21 protein-coding genes are annotated in these 19,975 nt (G+C 46.0%); 14 read left to right on the top strand and 7 right to left on the bottom strand.

Annotation, left to right across the window (positions count from 1 at the left end; all coding sequences use genetic code 11):
• Positions 1 to 71 precede the first annotated feature (71 nt).
• Both OB236_RS30920 and OB236_RS30915 read right to left on the bottom strand, forming a co-directional pair.
• Positions 72 to 671, bottom strand: a complete 600-nt coding sequence (locus tag OB236_RS30920; protein WP_262687438.1) for a TetR family transcriptional regulator — start codon at positions 669 to 671, stop codon at positions 72 to 74.
• Positions 672 to 674: 3 nt separating this feature from the next.
• A complete protein-coding gene (locus OB236_RS30915; RefSeq protein WP_262687437.1) occupies positions 675 to 1,418 on the bottom strand; it encodes an SDR family oxidoreductase in 744 nt (247 codons plus the stop codon).
• A 300-nt stretch (positions 1,419 to 1,718) separates the two neighbouring features.
• Here OB236_RS30915 and OB236_RS30910 point away from each other — a divergent pair, with 300 nt between their 5' ends.
• Genes OB236_RS30910 through OB236_RS30895 form a run of 4 tightly spaced genes read left to right on the top strand, consistent with a single transcriptional unit; the run spans position 1,719 to position 5,372 of the window.
• Positions 1,719 to 2,444 carry a sugar phosphate nucleotidyltransferase gene (locus OB236_RS30910; protein ID WP_262687436.1) on the top strand — a complete coding sequence of 242 codons (726 nt, stop codon included), beginning with the start codon at positions 1,719 to 1,721 and terminating at the stop codon, positions 2,442 to 2,444.
• Positions 2,441 to 3,460 carry a dTDP-glucose 4,6-dehydratase gene (gene rfbB, locus OB236_RS30905; protein WP_262687435.1) on the top strand — a complete coding sequence of 340 codons (1,020 nt, stop codon included), beginning with the start codon at positions 2,441 to 2,443 and terminating at the stop codon, positions 3,458 to 3,460. Before OB236_RS30910 ends, rfbB begins: the two co-directional genes overlap by 4 nt.
• Positions 3,457 to 4,323, top strand: a complete 867-nt coding sequence (gene rfbD / locus OB236_RS30900; protein ID WP_076231997.1) for a dTDP-4-dehydrorhamnose reductase — start codon at positions 3,457 to 3,459, stop codon at positions 4,321 to 4,323. Before rfbB ends, rfbD begins: the two co-directional genes overlap by 4 nt.
• A gap of 5 nt (positions 4,324 to 4,328) precedes the next feature.
• A complete protein-coding gene (locus tag OB236_RS30895) occupies positions 4,329 to 5,372 on the top strand; it encodes a mannose-1-phosphate guanylyltransferase (RefSeq protein ID WP_262687432.1) in 1,044 nt (347 codons plus the stop codon).
• A gap of 188 nt (positions 5,373 to 5,560) precedes the next feature.
• Here the strand turns inward: OB236_RS30895 and OB236_RS30890 are convergent, their stop codons facing one another.
• Both OB236_RS30890 and OB236_RS30885 read right to left on the bottom strand, forming a co-directional pair.
• On the bottom strand, positions 5,561 to 6,226 hold the full coding sequence (locus OB236_RS30890) for a glycosyltransferase family protein (RefSeq protein WP_262687431.1): 666 nt from the start codon (positions 6,224 to 6,226) through the stop codon (positions 5,561 to 5,563).
• Entirely contained in the window at positions 6,223 to 6,924 is a 702-nt protein-coding gene (locus tag OB236_RS30885) for a class I SAM-dependent methyltransferase (RefSeq protein ID WP_262687429.1), read from the bottom strand. The genes OB236_RS30890 and OB236_RS30885 overlap by 4 nt, the downstream gene beginning before the upstream one ends.
• 223 nt (positions 6,925 to 7,147) lie before the next feature.
• Between OB236_RS30885 and OB236_RS30880 the strand changes: the two genes are divergently transcribed.
• Together OB236_RS30880 and OB236_RS30875 are read left to right on the top strand one after the other, a co-directional pair.
• Positions 7,148 to 7,993 (top strand): glycosyltransferase family 2 protein, encoded by an 846-nt coding sequence (locus OB236_RS30880; RefSeq protein ID WP_256711341.1) that lies wholly within the window; start codon positions 7,148 to 7,150, stop codon positions 7,991 to 7,993.
• A gap of 54 nt (positions 7,994 to 8,047) precedes the next feature.
• Positions 8,048 to 8,998, top strand: a complete 951-nt coding sequence (locus OB236_RS30875; RefSeq protein ID WP_076231986.1) for a GDP-mannose 4,6-dehydratase — start codon at positions 8,048 to 8,050, stop codon at positions 8,996 to 8,998.
• Between the two features lie 63 nt (positions 8,999 to 9,061).
• Here the strand turns inward: OB236_RS30875 and OB236_RS30870 are convergent, their stop codons facing one another.
• Entirely contained in the window at positions 9,062 to 10,144 is a 1,083-nt protein-coding gene (locus OB236_RS30870; RefSeq protein ID WP_262687427.1) for a tetratricopeptide repeat-containing glycosyltransferase family 2 protein, read from the bottom strand.
• Positions 10,145 to 10,287: 143 nt separating this feature from the next.
• On the opposite strand from OB236_RS30870, the gene OB236_RS30865 reads away from it, so the two are divergent.
• Entirely contained in the window at positions 10,288 to 12,030 is a 1,743-nt protein-coding gene (locus tag OB236_RS30865; protein ID WP_262687425.1) for a DUF4214 domain-containing protein, read from the top strand.
• A gap of 19 nt (positions 12,031 to 12,049) precedes the next feature.
• Positions 12,050 to 12,688 carry an acetyltransferase gene (locus tag OB236_RS30860; RefSeq protein ID WP_262687424.1) on the top strand — a complete coding sequence of 213 codons (639 nt, stop codon included), beginning with the start codon at positions 12,050 to 12,052 and terminating at the stop codon, positions 12,686 to 12,688.
• 138 nt (positions 12,689 to 12,826) lie between these two features.
• Here OB236_RS30860 and OB236_RS30855 read toward each other — a convergent pair whose 3' ends face one another.
• Both OB236_RS30855 and OB236_RS30850 read right to left on the bottom strand, forming a co-directional pair.
• Entirely contained in the window at positions 12,827 to 13,951 is a 1,125-nt protein-coding gene (locus tag OB236_RS30855; RefSeq protein ID WP_262687423.1) for a DegT/DnrJ/EryC1/StrS family aminotransferase, read from the bottom strand.
• Positions 13,952 to 14,158: 207 nt separating this feature from the next.
• Positions 14,159 to 15,688, bottom strand: coding sequence for a glycosyltransferase (locus tag OB236_RS30850; RefSeq protein ID WP_262687421.1), 1,530 nt, complete (start codon positions 15,686 to 15,688; stop codon positions 14,159 to 14,161).
• A gap of 215 nt (positions 15,689 to 15,903) precedes the next feature.
• Between OB236_RS30850 and OB236_RS30845 the strand changes: the two genes are divergently transcribed.
• The 6 genes from OB236_RS30845 to OB236_RS40195 form a co-directional block, all read left to right on the top strand.
• Positions 15,904 to 17,019, top strand: a complete 1,116-nt coding sequence (locus tag OB236_RS30845; protein ID WP_262687618.1) for a DegT/DnrJ/EryC1/StrS family aminotransferase — start codon at positions 15,904 to 15,906, stop codon at positions 17,017 to 17,019.
• The gene (locus OB236_RS30840; protein ID WP_317259397.1) at positions 16,959 to 17,651 is read left to right on the top strand and encodes an acetyltransferase; all 693 of its coding nucleotides are present in this window, start codon (positions 16,959 to 16,961) and stop codon (positions 17,649 to 17,651) included. The genes OB236_RS30845 and OB236_RS30840 overlap by 61 nt, the downstream gene beginning before the upstream one ends.
• A 22-nt stretch (positions 17,652 to 17,673) precedes the next feature.
• Positions 17,674 to 18,537, top strand: a complete 864-nt coding sequence (locus OB236_RS30835; RefSeq protein ID WP_262687419.1) for a glycosyltransferase family 2 protein — start codon at positions 17,674 to 17,676, stop codon at positions 18,535 to 18,537.
• 428 nt (positions 18,538 to 18,965) lie between these two features.
• On the top strand, positions 18,966 to 19,094 hold the full coding sequence (locus OB236_RS40205) for a hypothetical protein (RefSeq protein WP_408638536.1): 129 nt from the start codon (positions 18,966 to 18,968) through the stop codon (positions 19,092 to 19,094).
• Between the two features lie 72 nt (positions 19,095 to 19,166).
• Positions 19,167 to 19,682 carry a hypothetical protein gene (locus tag OB236_RS40200; protein WP_262687628.1) on the top strand — a complete coding sequence of 172 codons (516 nt, stop codon included), beginning with the start codon at positions 19,167 to 19,169 and terminating at the stop codon, positions 19,680 to 19,682.
• A gap of 39 nt (positions 19,683 to 19,721) precedes the next feature.
• Positions 19,722 to 19,975, top strand: a 254-nt coding sequence (locus tag OB236_RS40195; RefSeq protein WP_408638535.1) for a hypothetical protein, incomplete at its 3' end; no start/stop codon positions are given.

Here is a 19,975-nt window from a genome sequence, read left to right as displayed (position 1 = left end):
TAGGCTATCCGTCAACAGTAGCGTACATAACTGTTCGGATAGCCTTATCTTTTTGTGCCGTACCTTAATGCTTACAGCTTCGTATCTGCGCGAACAATTCCTGCAAGAATGAGCTGCCAGACCAGCTCGAAATCATGCTGCTTGGTAACGACATCCCCCTCATAAGCATGGGCGGGATGATGAAAGCGCACAGTAGCCATGAAGATGGCTCTTGCTGTCGCCCCGGGCTCTCCGCTTTTAAACACCTGCTCAATGACACCTTGCTCGACAATCCGTGACAGCAGCGTGATCAAATAGTGTACGTGATTCTCGATTAATTCGGTTCCTTGTGAGGTGACTGCAGTATAGATGGAGAATAGCTCAGGATCATCAGCCGCCGATTGCTGCTTGCTATGAATTAATGTTTCAAGCCAGATGCGCAGACGCTCTGGGGAACTGCCGTCATGCTGATTGGAGATAGCTTCAAGTGGAAGTGAGATCCGGTGCAGCCAACGTTCGGTTACGGCCTCCAACAGTGCCGCTTTACTTGCAAAATGACGATATAGTGTACCATGACTGACACGTAACACCTTGGCGACATCGACGACATTCGTTTTATCCCCATAACGCCGCAGCACCTGCTCGGCCGTATCCAAAATCGTTTCCTTGCTTAATGTAGATTCAGCGGCCATGACTTACACGAAGCCTCCGTTAACCCGGATCGTCTGGCCGGTCATCCAGCGGGTTTGCTCACTGGCCAGAAACAGAACAACATCGGATATATCCTTCGGTTCACCCAATCGTCCAAAAGAGTTCATTCTTACAATTGTATGGATCTGCTCCTCTGTCTTGCCTACAGTAAATAGCTCCGTATTGACAGGTCCGGGAGCAACAGCATTGATGGTAATGCCCTTGGGACCGAATTCCTTGGCCAAATGTCTGGTGAATTGCTCAACCGCACCTTTGGTACCTGCATATACGCTGTACGCAGGGAACATGGCACCTGCAACCGAAGTCGAGAAGTTGATGATCCTTCCGCCTTGCTTCATGTGTAGGGCAGCCTGCTGGCAAGCAAAGAAGGTGCCTTTGACATTAATGGCAAACTGTTTATCAAAATCGGCTTCAGTTACTTGTTCAATGGGTTTCGTGATCATGATCCCTGCATTATTGACCAGAATGTCGACCTGTCCATACAACTCCATAGCGCTGCGGAACAGGTGCTCCACTTCTGCTACCTGACTGATATCCGCTTGAATGGCGACAGCTTCACCGCCATTTTGTTGGATTGCCGCAATGACCTCATCGGCAGTTTCTTTATTGCTTGAATAATTAACGATAACCTTGGCACCGCGCTCAGCAAAATCCTCCGCGATCTTACGCCCGATTCCTCTGGAAGCACCTGTGATAAGAACGACCTTGCCTGCTATTTCATTACTCATGATACATCTCCTTCGATTCGTTATTGGGACTTGGAATACATGTAGTATATATGATGCACAAACAAAAATCAAATGACAGATTTAAGATTTTGTCATTATATTGTTTTAACTGATGTATTTCTTTTGTTTTTAGTGCTGTCCGGCTTCGTATGATCTCCATTTAAAGCGGCTGAGAATGCTTTTGGGGGACATGTTGCTTATTTTTCCTGCTTCCTCGGCAGGAGTCCATGTGTTTCTCTGCTTCAGGCATATCTTGTTAGAGGGTGACTTGCAGAATCGTTTCAAGAAAGGGGTAGATCCATGAAAGGGGTTATTTTGGCTGGGGGATCAGGTACGCGGCTAAGACCTATGACGAAAATTATTAATAAGCATTTGCTGCCTGTTGGGCCCTTCCCGATGATTCATTATGCGGTTTCCAAAATGGCTGCGGCGGGGATCAAGGATATTATGCTGGTTACTGGAAAACAGTCGGCAGGATTATTTATGGAATATATCGGCAGCGGCAGCGGCTGGGGGGTGCGTCTCACTTATAAGATTCAAGAAGAAGCCGGAGGTATTGCCCAGGCACTGGAATTGGCTGACGGGTTTATTCAACCGCAGGATAAGTTTGTAGTATTGCTTGGTGATAACTTGTTTGAGGATGGTTTGGAATCAGCGGTACGGATGTTTGCAGAGGCGGAGCAGGGGAATGCCATGGTCTTTCTGAAGAAAGTTGCGGACCCTCGTCGGTATGGCGTTCCTGAGATGAGAGGAGACCGAATTGCAGCCATAGAGGAAAAACCGGCATATCCCAAATCGGATTATTGCGTGACGGGCATTTATATGTATGATTCTAATGTATTTGACAAGATTCAGGAGATTCAGGCATCGGAGCGCGGGGAACTGGAGATTACCGATGTGAACAACCGATATGCGGCACAAGGAATGCTAACCTATCGTCTGCTGGAAGGCTGGTGGACCGATGCAGGGACGCATCGATCACTGCTTGAGGCCAGTATACGGCTATCGGCAAGTGACGTTTTATGAGGCTATTGGTCACCGGTGGCATGGGGTTTATTGGTAGTCGATTTTTGCATTATTGGTTGGAAAAGCATCCGCGGGATACCGTTGTCAATCTGGACCTGTTAACCTATGCTGGTAACAGCCACAATGTTGCAGATATTCGCGATTTGCCTGGTTATTCGGAAGTTCGCGGCAGCATTACGGATGCCCTTCTTGTAGAGAGGGTTATGGCCCAAGAGAAGATTGACACGGTTGTTCATTTTGCCGCTGAATCTCACGTAGATCGAAGCATTCTGGATCCGCAGCGGTTTATCCTGACGAATGTGCTTGGTACCCAAACACTGCTCGAAGCCGCGAAAAAGCATACGGTCAGCAAGTTTGTGCATATTTCCACGGATGAGGTGTACGGAACACTTGGTGATCAGGGAAGCTTTAACGAACAGACGCCTCTTGCACCGAATAGTCCATATTCGGCCAGCAAAGCAGGCTCAGATCTGCTCGTCCGGGCTTATTATGAGACGTATGGACTGCCAGCGGTCATTACGCGCTGCTCGAACAACTATGGTCCTTACCAATTTCCCGAAAAGCTGATTCCGACGATTATTACGCGTGCTTTGCAGGATGAAGTCGTGCCGGTATATGGCGATGGACTGCAAATCCGCGATTGGTTGTTTGTGGATGATCATTGTGCAGCTATCGATCTTGTGATTCACGGTGGCCGCTCAGGAGAAGTCTACAACATCGGCGGCAGCAGCGAAAGAACCAATCTCGTTATGGTCAAGCGGATTCTGCAGGAGCTGGGAAAATCGGAGAAGCTGATCCGGTTCGTGCCCGATCGGCTTGGTCATGATCGGCGTTATGCGGTGGATACCTCAAAAATCCGCAATGAACTGGGTTGGAAGCCAACGCATACTCTGGATGAGGGACTGCTCCTCACTCTGGATTGGTATAGAAGCAATCAGTCTTGGTGGCAGGGTATTCTTGACGGAACCTATCAATCGGATACATTCAATTCTAACAAGGAGGGTGAAGGGCCGTGAAAATCGTGATTACAGGAGCTGGCGGGCAGCTGGGCCATGATTTGATCCGCGCTTTGTCACCCGCCCATGAGCTTCTGCCGCTCTCCAGAGAACAGTTGGATGTTACGGATGAGCTGGCCGTCAAGCAGCAGATAACCGCGTGTTGTCCGGATGTCATCATTCATGCTGCTGCGTTTACCCAGGTAGATCTGGCTGAGACGATGCTGGATAAAGCTTATGCTATCAATTCAACAGGAACACGTAATGTCGCATTGGCTGCACATCATTGTGCTGCCAAGCTTGTTTATATCAGCACGGATTATGTATTCGATGGAACCAAGACAGGAAGCTATACAGAAATGGACCGGACCAATCCCTTGAGTGTGTATGGAAATTCCAAGCTCCATGGGGAAAAATTCGTGGAAATGATCAGCCAACGCTATTTTATAGTACGTACCTCTTGGCTGTACGGCAAACACGGAAGTAATTTTGTGACGAAGGTACTGTCGATGGCTGATCGGCAGTCCCGATTAACGATGGTTTATGACCAGACCGGTTCCCCAACCTATACGTTAGACTTGGCACGATTTGTTGGGGAATTGGTGGAAACAGAGAAGTACGGCTTGTATCATGTGTCCAATCAAGGGTGCTGCAGCCGTTACGAGTTTGCCGAGGCCATCCTGCAGACGGCGAATCGGACAGATATCAGTCTGGAAGCGGTAAGTGCCTCGACTTTTTCGCTGCCTGCGCTTCGGCCTGATAATTCCGCTTTCGATGATTTGGCGATCCGTCAAAACGGCTTCTCTCGCATGCGTGAATGGAAGCTGGCACTGCAGGATTGTATTCAAAATGATATCCAGTATGTGAGGTCAAATGAGGGGTGATTGTATTGAAGGTTGTCATTATGGCCGGCGGTAAGGGCAACCGGTTTTGGCCGAGAAGCACAGAGGAAGTACCCAAGCAATTTCTAGCTCTGACGTCAAACAATACGATGCTTCAGGAAACCTATCAGCGGTTTCTTAGATGGATACCGGCAGGCGACATTTATGTGGCCACGGTCCAAAAGTATACGCAGCTCGTATTGGAGCAGCTAAAGGAGCTGGACTCTCGGCAGCTTATTATCGAGCCGGAGCAGAGAGACACCGCACCCTGCATGGCATTGATAGCACGGCATTTTTTGCAAGAGGGTCAGGATGAACCTTTTGTAACGGTTCCCTCCGACCAGTATATCGGAGATGACGAAGCTTACATTCAGGCGATTGAGCAGGCGGTGGAGGCAGCCCGCCAGGAGGGTGTGATTGTGACTCTTGGCATTGTCCCAACACGTCCCGAGACGGGCTACGGCTATATAGAAGCAATAGGAAAGGCTCAGGACGATGGCCGGGCTTACAGAGTTAAACGGTTTATCGAAAAGCCTGACCTGGAGAAGGCGACCAAGCTTGTCCATATGGCGAATGTGTACTGGAACTGCGGTATCTTTGCCTGGAGGCCATCAACCATAGCCGATTATTTGGAACAATTCGAGCCTGATATGTCGCGATTGATCAGCCTAAGCGACGAACAGCTGGAACAGCTGTATCCTCTTCTACCCAAGGTGTCGGTGGATTATGCGATTCTGGAGAAGGCCGATTTGATCTACTGTATCCCTGTCCGGTTTGGCTGGGATGATGTAGGGACGTGGACGGCATTGACCCGCCTATATCCAAGTGATGAGCAGGGGAATTTGATCGGTGGATCGGTTCATATGCTTCGTGCAGGAGATAATATTGTTTTTTCAGATAAGCAAAAAACGTTAGTTATAGGGGTTGCCGATTTAATTATCGTTTCTACACCAGAGGGATTGCTGGTGTGTCCCAAATCGGATGAGCAAACGATTAAACAGGCTCTGCTGGAGATGGAGCGAATACGAGAGCAACAGCAAGATCCACAATAAGAACCGCAAACATCTGATGAATCCTCCCAATAGTATGGGGGGATTTATTTGAGTTGTTTATGAAAATGGGGAGCACCTATGTACGAGACGTATGATCTCCACAATTATTGAAGATGTTGGCACGCTTTCTTGCAAAACTCACCATCTCTCAGGAAACAGTGAGTTTTGTATGCGTCTTTGTAATTATATTATCCCAGGTAGCTTTCATAATGATCAATAAACAGCTGTCGGTAATGCTCATACCCTACAAGATTGGCTATTCCGCAATCATGGATGCAACATGGTGCAGTCTGGTTCCATACCCCAACCTCATACCCTGCTTTAATCATCTCCAGACTTTGTGACGTGTCATAAAAAAAAGGCCCCGAGAATACATCATCCCGCCAGGACAAGTCGATCTGAGTTGCCATGATCAAACCATCAATCGCCCGAACCCGCTCATACGCTTGTTGAATGGGACGAAATTCAAGTGGATATATACGACCTGAATGGCTGCTGTAGACTTTTCCGTACAAATACGGACTTTCCCACCAAATTCCATTCGTAGGTATTGTTGCAGCTCCAGCTACCCCGACCATTCCCAACTGTTCGTGCTTCACGAACAACTGAATCAAATCATCCAGAAAATAAGGCTGAAGGATGTAGACATCCTGATGGAGGTAAATTTTATACTTGGCCTGACTGCTCTTCATCGCGGTGTTATATCCTCTTGCCATATTTTCCGACTCGGGAATGGATATCCAATCGATGCTGAAGCCTTCCGGCACGTGGAGACTACGTTGATAGTGGAGGGATTGCTCATATTGAGCGGGGTTGGAAACGCAGGTGATAAAACAGATCTGTTGATCGTTCATATTTGCGCCCCCCGGCGTGCTAATTCAGTAGCACGGCTACTGTAAATATGCGAAAAAAAGTCTCTCATCGCAAGCACTTCTTGAAAACGGGCATCAACACCTTTGGGGAATAGCACGCCCAGCCCCCAAGAATGCGTAAATTCTATATGAGGGTACTGTACTTTTAGTTGATCCCAAAATTGATGAACGCCAAAATCCTTGAAATAGCAGGATATATCATGGAATAAGACGATACCATTAGGTGCCACCTTGGGCAGCCATGTATGATAATCGTGTGATACAGCTTCATAAGTATGATAACCATCAATATGCAGGATTTGAACCGTTTCATTCTCGAAGTCGTTTGCGGCCTCATCAAAGGTTTTGCGGATTAGGCTGGCTTTGGGCGCGTAAAGCTGTTCAGTAACGCGTGATACGGTCGCGTACACCTCATTGGTATAGAGACCGGCATGTGGATCCCCCTCCCACGAATCTACCGCATAACAATCCGTCTGGACCTGATCGTCATCTGCGACTGCCTGACAAAAGCTGAAGAAGGAAGCTCCCCAATGCGTACCCAGCTCAACCAATGTGTCCGGTTTCATAAAGCGTATTAAATCATAGGCAAAATGACGATGGCCGAGCCATGCGGAAATGTTCAAAATCGTGGGATGATAGCATACATAGGCAAAATCAGGGTTATGGAAAATCCATTTCAATGAGATTCACCTCTGCTTTAGGGTTTCGTCCTGCAAGAATGAAAGGACCTTGTTGTAATATATGAACAAGGTATGAAAAAGCAACGGCTCTTTACCGTGCTGCGGAATCCGTGCAGGACGGCTTTTTGCCGTTCCATTCTAACAAGCAGCGGCATAATTTAATACAAGTCTATTGAACTATCAGATAGATAAGAAATTACGGTGAAGGAGCATCCGATTATCCATGCCTAATGATCTGACTGCCGATACCCCCTATATTTCGGGTATGACCTCGATCGTCATTTTAACACGCAATGCCATGGATTATACGAAGCAGTGTATGGACAGCATCATGAAGCATACCCCTGAAAGCTATGAGGTTGTTTTTATTGATAATGGTTCCACGGATGAGACGGTCTCGTATTTGCGAACTATCCGCAACTCCAAGCTTATCGTTAATCGTGAGAATAGGGGGTTCGCATTCGGCTGTAATCAAGGCATGGCTGCAGCTCGAGGTGAATATATCGTACTGCTTAATAACGATACCGTCGTAACCAAAGGATGGCTGACTCATTTGCTGGGTTGGCTGCAAAGAGATGAGTCGATCGGCATCGTGGGACCGCGCTCTAATTTTGTGTTTTCAGCACAGCAAATTCATCCGGTTCCTTATCAAACGATGGAGGGAATGGCACAGTTTGCAGAGCTTTTTACGACGATGTTCGAAGGATCAGGCTTTGAGGCGGAGCGCTTGGTCGGGTTTTGCATGGCTTTCCACCGACGTTTGGTCGAGACGATAGGTGGGCTGGATGACCGATTTTTCCCTGGCTGCTATGAGGATGATGACTTCTGTTTGCGAACGCAAATTAGTGGGAAGAAGCTGTGGATCGCATCGGATTCGTTCATTCATCATCATGGTCACATCAGTTTTCATGCCAACAAGGAGGATATCTTCGGTTCAGTTATGCGTGAGAATGGGATTAAATTTTGGGTTAAATGGGGTCTCACAGACAGGTATGTGGGCTCGGAGATTGTTCAAAGAGAAACACCGTTCCGCAAGGATCGGCACTATGTTCCGCTTGGCAGAAAATAATAGAAAGGCGGCTCTGGACATTGGTTCACCGCATATAAGGAGGATCTTAAATAGATGAAAGCATTAATAACAGGCATCTCCGGTTTTGTAGGCAGTCATTTAGCTGAATATTTATTGAAAAATAATACGGAGGTTTATGGAACTATACGACATCGCAGCCGGATGAATCATATCCAGCATTTAATGAATGATGTTAATCTGGTGGAGTGTGAGCTCAGAGACCCGTTCTCGGTAGAGAATTTAATTCAGGACGTCAAGCCTGATCTTATTTTCCATCTGGCCGCACAGAGCTTTGTTCCGACTTCATGGAATTCACCTATAGACACCATTCACAATAATGTAGCTGGACAAGTCAATATCTTCGAAGCTGTCCGGCGGTTCAACCTGGATTGTAAAATACAAATTGCCTGTTCCAGTGAGGAGTATGGTTATGTAGATCCAACTGAGGTGCCGATTACCGAGTTAAATCCCATTCGTCCGCTGAGCCCTTATGCCATCAGCAAGGTCGCGCAGGATTATCTGGGGTATCAATATTATAAAAGCTACGGTCTGCATGTCGTTTGTACGCGTACCTTTAATCACACCGGACCCCGGCGCGGTGAAAACTTTGTAACCTCCAACTTCGCCAAACAGATTGCCGAAATTGAAAAAGGACTGAAGGCTCCGGTCTTATATGTAGGCAACCTGCAAGCTCAGCGTGACTTTACCGATGTCCGCGATGTCGTCCACGCTTACTGGCTGGCACTTGAAAAAGGCGACCCGGGTGAAGTTTACAATATTGCATCGGGGTCTTGCTGCACCATTCAGGAAATGCTCAATTTGCTGCTGTCTTTAAGTACGGTTCAGATTGAGATCAAAGAGGATCCAGCCCGTCTGCGTCCATCTGATGTTGAGATTTTATTGGGTGACTACAGCAAGTTCCATAAAAAAACTGGCTGGAAGCCAGAAATTCCTTTCACACAAACGATGGAGGATTTATTGAATTACTGGAGAGCAATCGTATAATTCACATAACAAAAGGGGTCCTGCACAATCAAGTGTCAGGACCCTTTTTGTTAGCATATCGGATTAATTAGGATCTTCAGGCTGGTAAGGCAGCAGTAATTTCCGATTGCTCAGCATCATTTCATCATCAGGATGGTAGGTAAGAGCAATTTCATTATGATAATGGGATTTGATCATATCCCCTTTCCGATAGTAGCAGATACACAGCTGTACATGGGGGAGCCATGTCCAATAGCCTGATTGCTGCATTCCCCAGCTTTCTTTAGGAGGTTCCAGCGTAGTCGCCATTGAAAGCCAGAAGATCGCTTGATCCAGTGCGTCTCTATGCATGAAATAACGTCCTAATCGAAAGACGGACTCAGCCCTTGGAACCGCGTATTCAAAAGATTTCAGTATAGCCGCCAAAGCTTCATCAATCTTTTCGATCGCTTCATAGCAGTCCGCGATTTTACAGCTGGCTGCTATGACATCCTCGATCCAACCCTGCTTCGTATCCAGAAAAGCCTGGTAATGAGTAATGGCATTCTCGAACTGGCGATGGTCTTTTAATTCGTTGGCATAGTAATACGTTTCACGTGGTGAGAAGGGGGTCTGTTTGGCTCGTTGCTCCTCATAAATATCGAGATTGCGGGTCGTGTGTACTTTTTCTTTTTGATGTGTGACGGCAATAGGGCTGGGAACTATCTTGCCATGGACAGCCAAATACTCATGGACAAAGCCATGCCATTGAAAGCCGCAGGCTCTTCGGACGATCCGATTGCGTTTCATGCTGAAGGTTGGCTTGCCATCGGGTCCGGTGCTCAAATGATAATCCATGGCAAGCGAGTCAATGCTCCTATCAAACGTACTTTTCAGCTGAAGCAGCTTTTCCCTGTCATTCTCCAACAGGACATCGTCGGCATCAAGCCACCATATATATTCCATAGTCGCTAATGAAAAGGAATAATTCCGGGCTGCGGCAAAATCGTTAATCCACTCAAAGTCATATATCTTCGCGTTATATTGCTCAGCAATTTGCTTGGTCCTGTCCGTTGAGCCTGTGTCGACAATAATAATCTCATCTACGAGCGATTGAACAGAACCCAGACACCTTCCTAATGATTCTTCCTCATTCTTAACAATCATACATAGGCTGATCGTGATCACCGTAGGCACTCCTTTATTGAAAATTCCTATCCTTTATCGTATGCAATCGGTGCTTTTCAGTGACTTTTGCCGTGACGAAGCGTCTGCTAGTCTAATATACTGTAATACTTTGACAAGAGTTGTAATAGGAGTGATTCCCCCGTATGGATGCATCTCAATTAAGGAATGGTAGTAAGGAATTTAATAAAAAGATAGAAAAGGGGGAGGGGCTGACTACATTTGAACTCATTGGCGAGCTTATGGACCTGGAGGAAGAGCTGTTCATCTGGGAGCTGTATAAGCAATTATTGCTCCGTGAGCCGGATGAAGGCGGATTTCACTCCCATCTCACTCAGCTTCAAGGAGGATGTCCGAGGCTTGTGCTGATGGATGCTATCTTACAAAGTCAGGAAGCAGCAGCGTTATATGATAAGTCATCCAAGCAATTCTCCGATAAATTCCCGCTGGCCAGAGTGCTTCAGCGACTTGTCCATGCTGATCATAGGGCATTTATTAGAGCGTTGTATCAGGAATTTCTCAATCGACAGCCGGATGACCAGGAGCTGCAGAGCTATATACAGCAGCTTGAAGCAGGGGCAGCACGCACAGCAATTAGAAGCGGCTTTTTGTTATCTGAGGAGTTTCAGGAATTGTTAAGCAAGTATCGTCCCTTTTTGGTGAAAAACTCTTCCTACAACCGTGCAATGAAGCACGCATCTAATGGGTCTATGAAGCATATAGGTGTATTTCTTGGTTATCACCACCCCGTAACACTTTCCGGCGAAGGTATTGGGAGCTTTGTCGGCAGGCTGGTGGAAGGTTGGCTGCACAACCGCAGCGATGTCATGGTCCACATTGCCGTAACACAGCCAAATAAGGAGCAAGCAGAGCTATTGTTGAGCAAGCAGCTCTCCACATATTCAAACCGGCTATGGATTCACAGCTTTCCGAATATGAGTTGGTTGAACAGGCATCTGGATGTCGATGTTTGGTGTGTTCCTTATGTTGGCTTGAAGTGGGCTTTGGAGCTGAGCAAGCCTTATGTACTTTGTGTGCATGATTTGGTCTATCTGCATTTCAAGGAGCTGTACGCGGACCAGCAGCCTGAGTTTCTAACCCACCTGCAGCCGATCGTCGATGCTATGGCTGGCAAGGCCGCCAAGGTTGTCTTTAACTCCAATTACATCCGGGATCATGAAGGTTTGAAATTTCTGAAGCTGCCTTTGCGTCAGACGCGGGTGATTCGTTTGGCACCACCCTTGGAGGAGTACCGGTCGTTCGGGCTACGCTTTGAAAGCACATTCCGGCGCAAGTACAATTTGCACAATCCTTATCTGGTTTTTCCTTCGGTCATGCGTTTGCATAAAAATCATGACCGACTGATCGAGGCATTTCTGAATTTCAAAAAAACGTCTGAAGGCAAAGCTTCAGGGCTTCGTTTGGTGTTAACCGATGACTACAGGAACCGACCCTTTGAACAGAGGATCCGTGCACTTTTGGAGCGTTGTCACAGTCAGGAAGAGCGAAACAGTGTTGTGTTTTTGGGAAGACTCTCTTCGGCTGATCTTCCTTCTTTGTATAAATATGCTGTTGGCACGATTGTCCCCACTCTTTTTGAAGGAAGCTGTCCGTTTCCCATATTGGAATCCCTGACGGTTGATACCCCCGTCGCAATAAGCAGAATTGATGTGGCAACAGAGGTCATAACCGATATGAGTGCTTTTATTTCTTTTGACCCTTACTCTGTGAAAGAGATTGAAGCCGCTATTAGAAAGCTGTGGCGTACTCACGAAGGGCTGGCTCCATTACAAAAAGCTGCGATAAGAGGGGTACTCAGGAGGACATGGTCAGATGCCGCTCGTGAATATGACAGCTTGTTCGATGAAGTGTTGAGCAAGAAGCAATGATAACGAAAGGAAGAGCGGCATGTTATCCAAAACGAAGGTGGTTATTATTGGCTGCGGCGGACATGCCAAGGTTATCATCGACATCCTGAAATCTGATCCAGAGATAGATATTGTTGGTTGTACGGACCCTTATGCCAGGGGCTGGGTCTCTGATATACCGATTCTGGGAGATGATACAATACTGCGAGAATTGTATGATTCGGGAATTCAACATGCTTTTATTGCGATCGGTGATAATGCCGTAAGGCAGCGGCTATCCCGCAAAGCTGCATTCATCGGTTTTCATTTTGTTAACGCAATCAGCCGATTTGCTTACGTGGCATCTTCATCACAGTTAGGTACGGGTATTGCTATTATGCCTGGTGCGGTCATACAGGCCGATGCACGCATTGGTGATGGGTCCATTATTAATACGAATGCTTCTGTCGACCACGATTGTGAGATCGGGTCTCTATGCCATGCAGCGCCAGGGGTGACTCTATCAGGGAACGTTGTGATCGGAGAGGGTGTATTTCTTGGAACAGGTACCAAAGTTATCGACGGGATGCATATTGGTGAGTGGTCTATACTGGGTGCAGGAGCCGTTGTGGTCGATGCTATTCCACATCATTGTCTGGCCGTAGGAGTTCCTGCCCGGATTATTAGACAGTGGGATTAAAAAGTTACCATGTAGGTACTTACGCTGAAAGAAAGGCTGTGACCAGCAGCCAATGGCATCGAAAAAGACGTTTCCGACTTGCGGAAACGTCTTTTTCCGATAAGAAGAAGAGAGGATATGTGTGGGCGGTCCGGGAGCTCAGTTATGCAGCACGTCAGATAACACCTTTTTGAAGCTGTCACTTATAAAATGTATCTCTTCAGCGGTCAGATTTCCCGAGCTTGGCAAATTAATCCCCTGGGAACTGATCCGGTTGGCTACTGGAAACTCAGATTGAGGCTGCAAATGCTGATAAGGAGGTAAAGCATGCATAGGGTGAAAAAAAGGTCTGGTTTCAATTCCAAGCCTAACCAGCCGTTCTATCATTTCGTCGCGCTGAGCTTCGGTAACGTCATTCAGCAGTACACTGAACAGCCAATATACGTTTTTGGCCCAATCTTTTTGAACGGGCATTGTGAGCGCTGAGCATGATTGAAGCTGGTCTTTATAAAGCTCGGCAATGCGTATTCTTTGCTCAATGTGCCATTGTATATTTTCCAATTGTGCACAGCCGATGGCGGCCTGAATATTGGTCATTCTATAGTTATATCCAATAACTGGGTGCCAGTAGCGGCGATCGGGATCCATGCCTTGCCCTTTTAACAATCTGATTCTTTGCGTAAATTCGCCATCGTTTGTGGTTACGATCCCACCTTCACCTGTCGTAATGATTTTATTGCCAAATAGGCTGAAAATGGCACTGTGACCTATTGAACCGACTTTTTTTCCTTTATACTCGGCTCCAGTGGCCTCAGCTGCATCTTCAATAACAAATAAACCGTACTTATCAGCGATTTCCATAATAGGGTCCATATCGGCAGGATGTCCATAAAGATGAACAGCAATGATTCCTTTGGTGCGTGGGGTTATTTTCTCTTCAATTAATAGAGGGTTCATATTCCAGGTATCGGGTTCTGCGTCAACGAATACAGGAGTGGCTCCGCAATGTGCTACGGCATTGGCTGTAGCAACGAATGTAAATGAAGGAACGATAACCTCATCATGTACTGTAACCCCGTGTCCCATTAGAGCGAGATGAAGTGCCGTTGTTCCATTGCTGCACGCTATGGCATGCTTGGTTTGAACAAATTGAGCAAATTCTTGTTCGAATTTATGAATGTAGGATCCATTAGAGGAGATCCATGTCGAGTCCAAACAATCCATGACATACTTTTTTTCATTTCCATTCAGTATGGGCTGTGCCACGTTATGAAATTTTTCCATCCCTAATTATTCCTCCTAGTGCATGCTCCGCAGGAAAATGTTTTCCAAACGCGATTCGCGATATCAATCAAGTTATCGTAATATATGCGTTGGCCTGCGAATTGGACTCATAGTGAGGAGGGATAGCAATGCCCATTTCTTCCTTTTAACACCTCGTACTGAGATGACTATTCCCTTGTCGAAAGACACATTTTGCCAAATATAGGTTCATGACTGTACGACTATTTTCTCCTTGCATGAAGCACAAAACTTGGCATATTGGATACACGTTTCTAAAGTATCATCCGGTTCCATTGGCCACCAGCGGATGGCGCCCATGGGTGCTATCGACGCAAAGATCTCGACTTCAGCAGGAACACGACCTACAACAATGACTTCGATATCGGTAAAGCCAGTCTCTATACCCTTTTGAAGAGTTTTAAGTAATTGAGGGTGCTCCTGTGTAGGGCTGGAGTGAGGAATAGGAAACAGGATCGAAACTCGGGATTCTTGTTCATGAATGATATGCGCAGACTTCCGTGCAGGGTGATCTACAGCTGTCTCCCATATACGACTATAGGGTATATCATCAAGTAAACCCAGTTCATCCACTCTCGTGTGAATTCTTTGACTGTAATAGCTGTTCAGTTCGTTGACCAGAATCTGAATCTGCCTATTTCTTTGAAAGGTAGAGTTATCTCCATTCTCATTCCGATACTGGATATAGAGTAAATCAGGTATCGCTACAAATCGGGTACAAAGAAACGACCGAACCAACAAATCATAATCGTCTGCAACCAATAATTCTTCGCGGTGTCCTCCAATCTGATGGTAAAAATCCCTCGTCCACGCACGAGGGTGATTCGGTAAACCGACCAAATGTCGAATCGTATTCCCATTGATGGTAGTATGCTTTTGCACATTTTGCCATCGATTCATCGTATGAACCCATACTCGATAATACATACTGTATCCAAAACCACAATCCCAGCCATACCAGTGAGCATGATGGCTCCCTATGTACACCTCTGAACAATCCCCATAAGCAAAGCCACTTTCAGGGTGCTGCTGAAATGTATCGACGATCTTCTTCAGACAGTCAGGAGTCAGCTCGTCATCATGATCAACCTCTACTAAAATATCCCCCGTACATAGACCCGCTGCATAACGTTTGATAGCTCCTATATAGCCACTACGTGAGTCCTGGCGATATCTCCGTACACGGGGATCGTCTAGAGGGAGTAAGTCCTGGTTGTACGTCTCGTCCTCATCACCGGAGTCATCTACAATGACCCATTCCCAATTGGAGTACGTCTGATTCAATAGAGAGCGATAAGGTCGCTGGATTTTGTCTTTGGACCTGTAGCTTGCTGTAAATATAGACACTAAGGGATGATCTGAAGAAAAACGAGTCGGACTTAGGGTTTTATTTTCAGGGAGAGGTTCGGTCTGCTTGAGCCAGCAGTAAAATAATAGGGAGGGTTGAATTTCTTCAGGGGATTTATAATGTAACCAACGTTTCCTCTCCTGAATGGGTAAGGCATTCAATGTCTTAAATGGTTCCCACCCTGTTCCCAAAGAAACATAGACTCGGGGACTCTTGGGATTTATATCCAATACAGTATCCTCAGGTTCATACAACTTCACTGTAATGCTACTTTCAGCCAGTCTGGCTAACATATCTTCCAATCCATCCCAAGAATCATTTTTGGAAAGAAATAGATGAGTTGTCAATAGTGGAGTTTGATTCGCTGACACATTCATCCCCCTTTTAAGATAGTCAACACAAACTTGAGCTTCGTGCTGAGTATAGGTAAGTTGGTATACATCGAATTATATATATCGGAAATATCGGAAAATATGACTCCATGCCAGCTCAATATTAGTATTCATCAGTTGGTGTCTATGACCAAAGCGATCGTATTACATATATATATCTAAGGTAAAGAAAGGAGATGACAAAATATTCCATCATGATAAAGATTCCATTTTTAAGACCTAATCTGATCAAGCATGATACGTTGATCCCTTATTTGACAGAGATAGAATCATCTCGAATTTACAGTAATTTCGGCCCCCTCAATACACGCTTTGAACAAAGAGTAATGGATGAATACTTTGACCACCTGGGAGCTGTTACAACAGTTAACAATGCGACCATTGGTTTGATGCTGGCTATTTCCCAAAGTAAACGTCCCAAGGGAAAATATGTTTTGATGCCGAGCTTTACATTTGCTGCTACCCCCTTGGCTGCCATATGGTGTGGCTTGGAACCTTTTTTTGTAGATATTGATTCGGATAACTGGTGTATGGATGAGAAGATGGTTCGTGAGTGCCTGCAAATATTGGGTGATGAAGTGGCCGCTGTTCTTCCATACGCTACCTTTGGAACCCATATGAACCTCGATTTCTATCGACAGATCCATGAATCCGGGATACCTGTGGTTGTAGATGCAGCTGCCAGCTTTGGAGTGACGGATAACCACAATCATTTTGGAAAGGGATTTCCTGGCTGCGTCGTGTATAGCTTTCACGCTACCAAATCGTTTGGTGTCGGAGAAGGAGGGTTAGTATACAGTGCAAATCCAGAGTTCATTTCCCGTATTCGTCAAGCAGAAAATTTTGGATTTTCTACGAATAGAGAAACGGACTTGCTCGGATTAAATGGAAAAATTTCCGAATATACGGCGGCGATTGCCTTATCCACTCTGGATATTTTTGACGACAAAATAAAAGCGAGACAGCAAATTTATAACTGGTACCTCGAACAATTAGATCACAAGGATCTATTAAATAAGGGCTGGGCCGTTCAAAAGACTGTAGGGGTAATTCCTTATCAATTTATGTCGATGTGCTGCCCGGATGGTCTACACAATCGTGACATCATTCACTCACTCGCGAGTCAAAACATCGAAGCACGTACTTATTTTGCTCCTCCTTGTCATCAGCACCCACTTTTGAATGGGTATCCACACACACCTTTGCCAGTTACAGAGCAAATATCCAATCGCATCGTAAGCTTACCTCTATGGGAAGAAATGACCAATCAAGATGTTCGTTTAATTGTAGAAGGGATGGTTCCATCATAAAGTCACTTGTGATATGGGGATGTGGAGGTCATGGCCGCGAGGTTCTTCACCTTTGTGAGCAAATCGGAATTGAAGTGATGGGATTTCTGGATGAACGACCTGAATACAAAGGGCAGATCATAGATGATATTCCGGTGTTAGGGGATCTGCCAGATATCTCTTCATTACAAGAGAAGGTAAGGATTGTATGCGCTGGAGTGGGCAGTCCAAGATTAAAGAAACGATTAGTGGAAAAAACGAAAAAATCAGGTTTTCAGTTTGCAGAAACGTTGGTACATCCTTCTGTATTCATGTCTAAACGAAATCGTTTGGGGGTCGGTAACGTCATTTGTGAAGGAACGATATTAACCACAAACGTGGTAATAGAGAATTTCGTTATTATAAACCGAAGCGTGAATATCAGTCACGATGATCGAATCGAGGATTATGTGACGATTGCTCCCGGTGTTCAAATCGCTGGGAATGTTACGATTCAGGAAGGGGCTTATATCGGGATTGGTTCTTCCATCCGTGAAAAAACGACGATTGGACCCTGGTCCGTCATTGGTGGAGGTTCCTTTGTTAAGGAGGACGTGCCAGAGCAAACCTTGTACGCTGGAGTACCTGCTAAATTCAAAAAAAATTTGCTATGAGCCGGAGAAAGGAGGAATTAACGTGGACCTTCCGTTAGTCAGTGTCGTCATACCTGCGTACAACCGACCGCATACTTTGCAAATAGCGATCGATAGTGTATTGGAGCAAACCTACCCGAATATCGAAATCATTATCTGCGATGATAGTACAGATGATCGAGTGCAAGAAATGATGGTTCCTTATTTACATTCATTTTCTCAGATCAAGTATCATCGAAATGAACGAAATTTGTTTCTTGCAAATTGGCACAAATGTTATGATCTGGCTTCAGGCGAGTATATCAATTACTTGATGGACGATGATGTTTTTCATCAAGATAAAATCAAGAAAATGATGTATTTTTTTAATGAATTTGACAACATTACCCTTGTCACATCTTATCGACAAACCATCGATGAATCAGGTCAGTTTCTCCCTCCTATGCATGCTACAGCTAGACTATACCAAGAAACAAGGATAATGGATGGAAAAATGTTGGGCAATGTTGCATTAGCCTGTTGTCTCAATGTTATTGGTGAACCTACAACGGTAATGTTTAGAAAAAAAGATCTTACCGAGCTATATGGAGTATACAAAGGGAAGCAATATTCTCTTATCAATGATATGGCTGCCTGGTTATCATTGTTATCCAAAGGAAAAGCTGTGTATATTTCAGAAGCTCTGAGTTATTTTCGAAGACACCCGAATCAAAATAACAATACGATGGGTTTACAAGCATTTAGTGAATGGTTAGATATTACGATTGCTTCACGAGAAGATGGATTTTTGAATACGAATGAGTTATATAGGACTGCTCTGGAGTCTTATCGTGGACGAGTAGGGGACCATCATCAATTTGTAGGAGATATCGCACGAATTGAAATGATTCTGGCAACCTTGGACTAAAAGTTAGGCTGTATGACAATCCTGTCCATAAAATTGAAAAGCTCCCGACTACCTGACACCAATAGAACTTGGCAGTCAGGTAGTTTTGGTTTTTACGCTAATGCTTGGTTCTGAGCCAGAGCTGATTGCTCCTTATATCGATTTGTCTCATTCTAGCAATTGGTTGGGCAACATTATGAAATTTGACTCTATCTATTAAATTCCGCTGGGGCCTGTTTCGCTGGATAATGAACTTGGAATGAGGTTCGCGATGACAATCAAGTTACCGTAATATATACATTTTCCTTTAAAACCGATTCATGAAATGTATGGTTAACAAAGCCCTTTTTTTCTATTTTATGTCATTTTATATTAATAGCCTGAGTCATTTACCGTATCCATAAAAAATCAAATACATATACTTTATTAGATTCATAAGAAAGGGGTAAATGAAATGGCAGATGGACAGACGGGCCAAACCGGTCAGACAGGTCAGACTGGACAGACCGGTCAGACAGGTCAGACGGGACAGACAGGTCAGACGGGACAGACAGGTCAGACTGGTCAAACAGGTCTGACAGGTAAGACCGGATTGACGGGTAAAACGGGTCCTGCAGGTCCAAGAGGTCCAAGAGGAGCAACTGGTCCTTATGGCGAAGGAGCAACTGGTGCAACAGGCGCTCAAGGACCTCAAGGACCTCGAGGCATTCAAGGGCCTCAAGGTACTCAAGGAACAACAGGTGCTCAAGGTACTCAAGGAACAACAGGCGCTCAAGGTACTCAAGGAACAACAGGCGCTCAAGGTACTCAAGGTACTCAAGGACCTCAAGGTACTCAAGGAACAACAGGTGCTCAAGGTACTCAAGGACCTTCAGGAGGACCTCAAGGACCTCAAGGCCCACAAGGCACTCAAGGCGTACAAGGCCCACAAGGAGCAACAGGGGCGCAAGGCCCACAAGGCACTCAAGGAGTTGCAGGACCACAAGGCGTACAAGGCCCACAAGGAGCAACAGGGGCACAAGGCCCACAAGGCACTCAAGGAGTCGCAGGCCCACAAGGCGTACAAGGCCCGCAAGGAGCAACAGGGGCACAAGGTCCACAAGGTGATCAAGGAGCCGCCGGCCCTCAAGGCGTACAAGGCCCACAGGGTGATCAAGGAATTGTAGGGCCTCAAGGGACACAAGGTCCACAAGGCACTCAAGGAGTTGCAGGCCCTCAAGGCGTACAAGGCCCGCAAGGAGCAACAGGAGCACAAGGCCCACAAGGCACTCAAGGGGTCGCAGGCCCTCAAGGCGTACAAGGCCCGCAAGGAGCAACAGGGGCGCAAGGTCCACAAGGTGATCAAGGAGCCGCAGGACCTCAAGGCGTACAAGGCCCGCAAGGAGCTACAGGGGCACAAGGCCCACAAGGCACTCAAGGAGTCGCAGGACCTCAAGGCGTCCAAGGGCCACAAGGAGCA

This window comes from Paenibacillus baimaensis (assembly GCF_025567575.1).
Note: the sequence above shows the minus strand (reverse complement) of the source record. Positions and strands in the feature narration are given on the sequence as shown.

Bases quoted from the DNA above. Each gene is read 5' to 3' on its own strand.
- OB236_RS30860 (WP_262687424.1), top strand. From the start codon at position 12,050: ATGTTATCCAAAACGAAGGTGGTTATTATTGGCTGCGGCGGACATGCC.
- OB236_RS30875 (WP_076231986.1), top strand. From the start codon at position 8,048: ATGAAAGCATTAATAACAGGCATCTCCGGTTTTGTAGGCAGTCATTTA.
- OB236_RS40200 (WP_262687628.1), top strand. From the start codon at position 19,167: ATGGCGAAGGAGCAACTGGTGCAACAGGCGCTCAAGGACCTCAAGGAC.
- OB236_RS30865 (WP_262687425.1), top strand. From the start codon at position 10,288: ATGGATGCATCTCAATTAAGGAATGGTAGTAAGGAATTTAATAAAAAG.
- OB236_RS30880 (WP_256711341.1), top strand. From the start codon at position 7,148: ATGCCTAATGATCTGACTGCCGATACCCCCTATATTTCGGGTATGACC.
- OB236_RS30915 (WP_262687437.1), bottom strand. From the start codon at position 1,418: ATGAGTAATGAAATAGCAGGCAAGGTCGTTCTTATCACAGGTGCTTCC.
- rfbB (WP_262687435.1), top strand. From the start codon at position 2,441: ATGAGGCTATTGGTCACCGGTGGCATGGGGTTTATTGGTAGTCGATTT.
- OB236_RS30840 (WP_317259397.1), top strand. From the start codon at position 16,959: ATGGGAAGAAATGACCAATCAAGATGTTCGTTTAATTGTAGAAGGGAT.
- OB236_RS30910 (WP_262687436.1), top strand. From the start codon at position 1,719: ATGAAAGGGGTTATTTTGGCTGGGGGATCAGGTACGCGGCTAAGACCT.
- OB236_RS30845 (WP_262687618.1), top strand. From the start codon at position 15,904: ATGATAAAGATTCCATTTTTAAGACCTAATCTGATCAAGCATGATACG.
- OB236_RS30920 (WP_262687438.1), bottom strand. From the start codon at position 671: ATGGCCGCTGAATCTACATTAAGCAAGGAAACGATTTTGGATACGGCC.
- OB236_RS40205 (WP_408638536.1), top strand. From the start codon at position 18,966: ATGAAATGGCAGATGGACAGACGGGCCAAACCGGTCAGACAGGTCAGA.
- OB236_RS30855 (WP_262687423.1), bottom strand. From the start codon at position 13,951: ATGGAAAAATTTCATAACGTGGCACAGCCCATACTGAATGGAAATGAA.
- OB236_RS30890 (WP_262687431.1), bottom strand. From the start codon at position 6,226: ATGAACGATCAACAGATCTGTTTTATCACCTGCGTTTCCAACCCCGCT.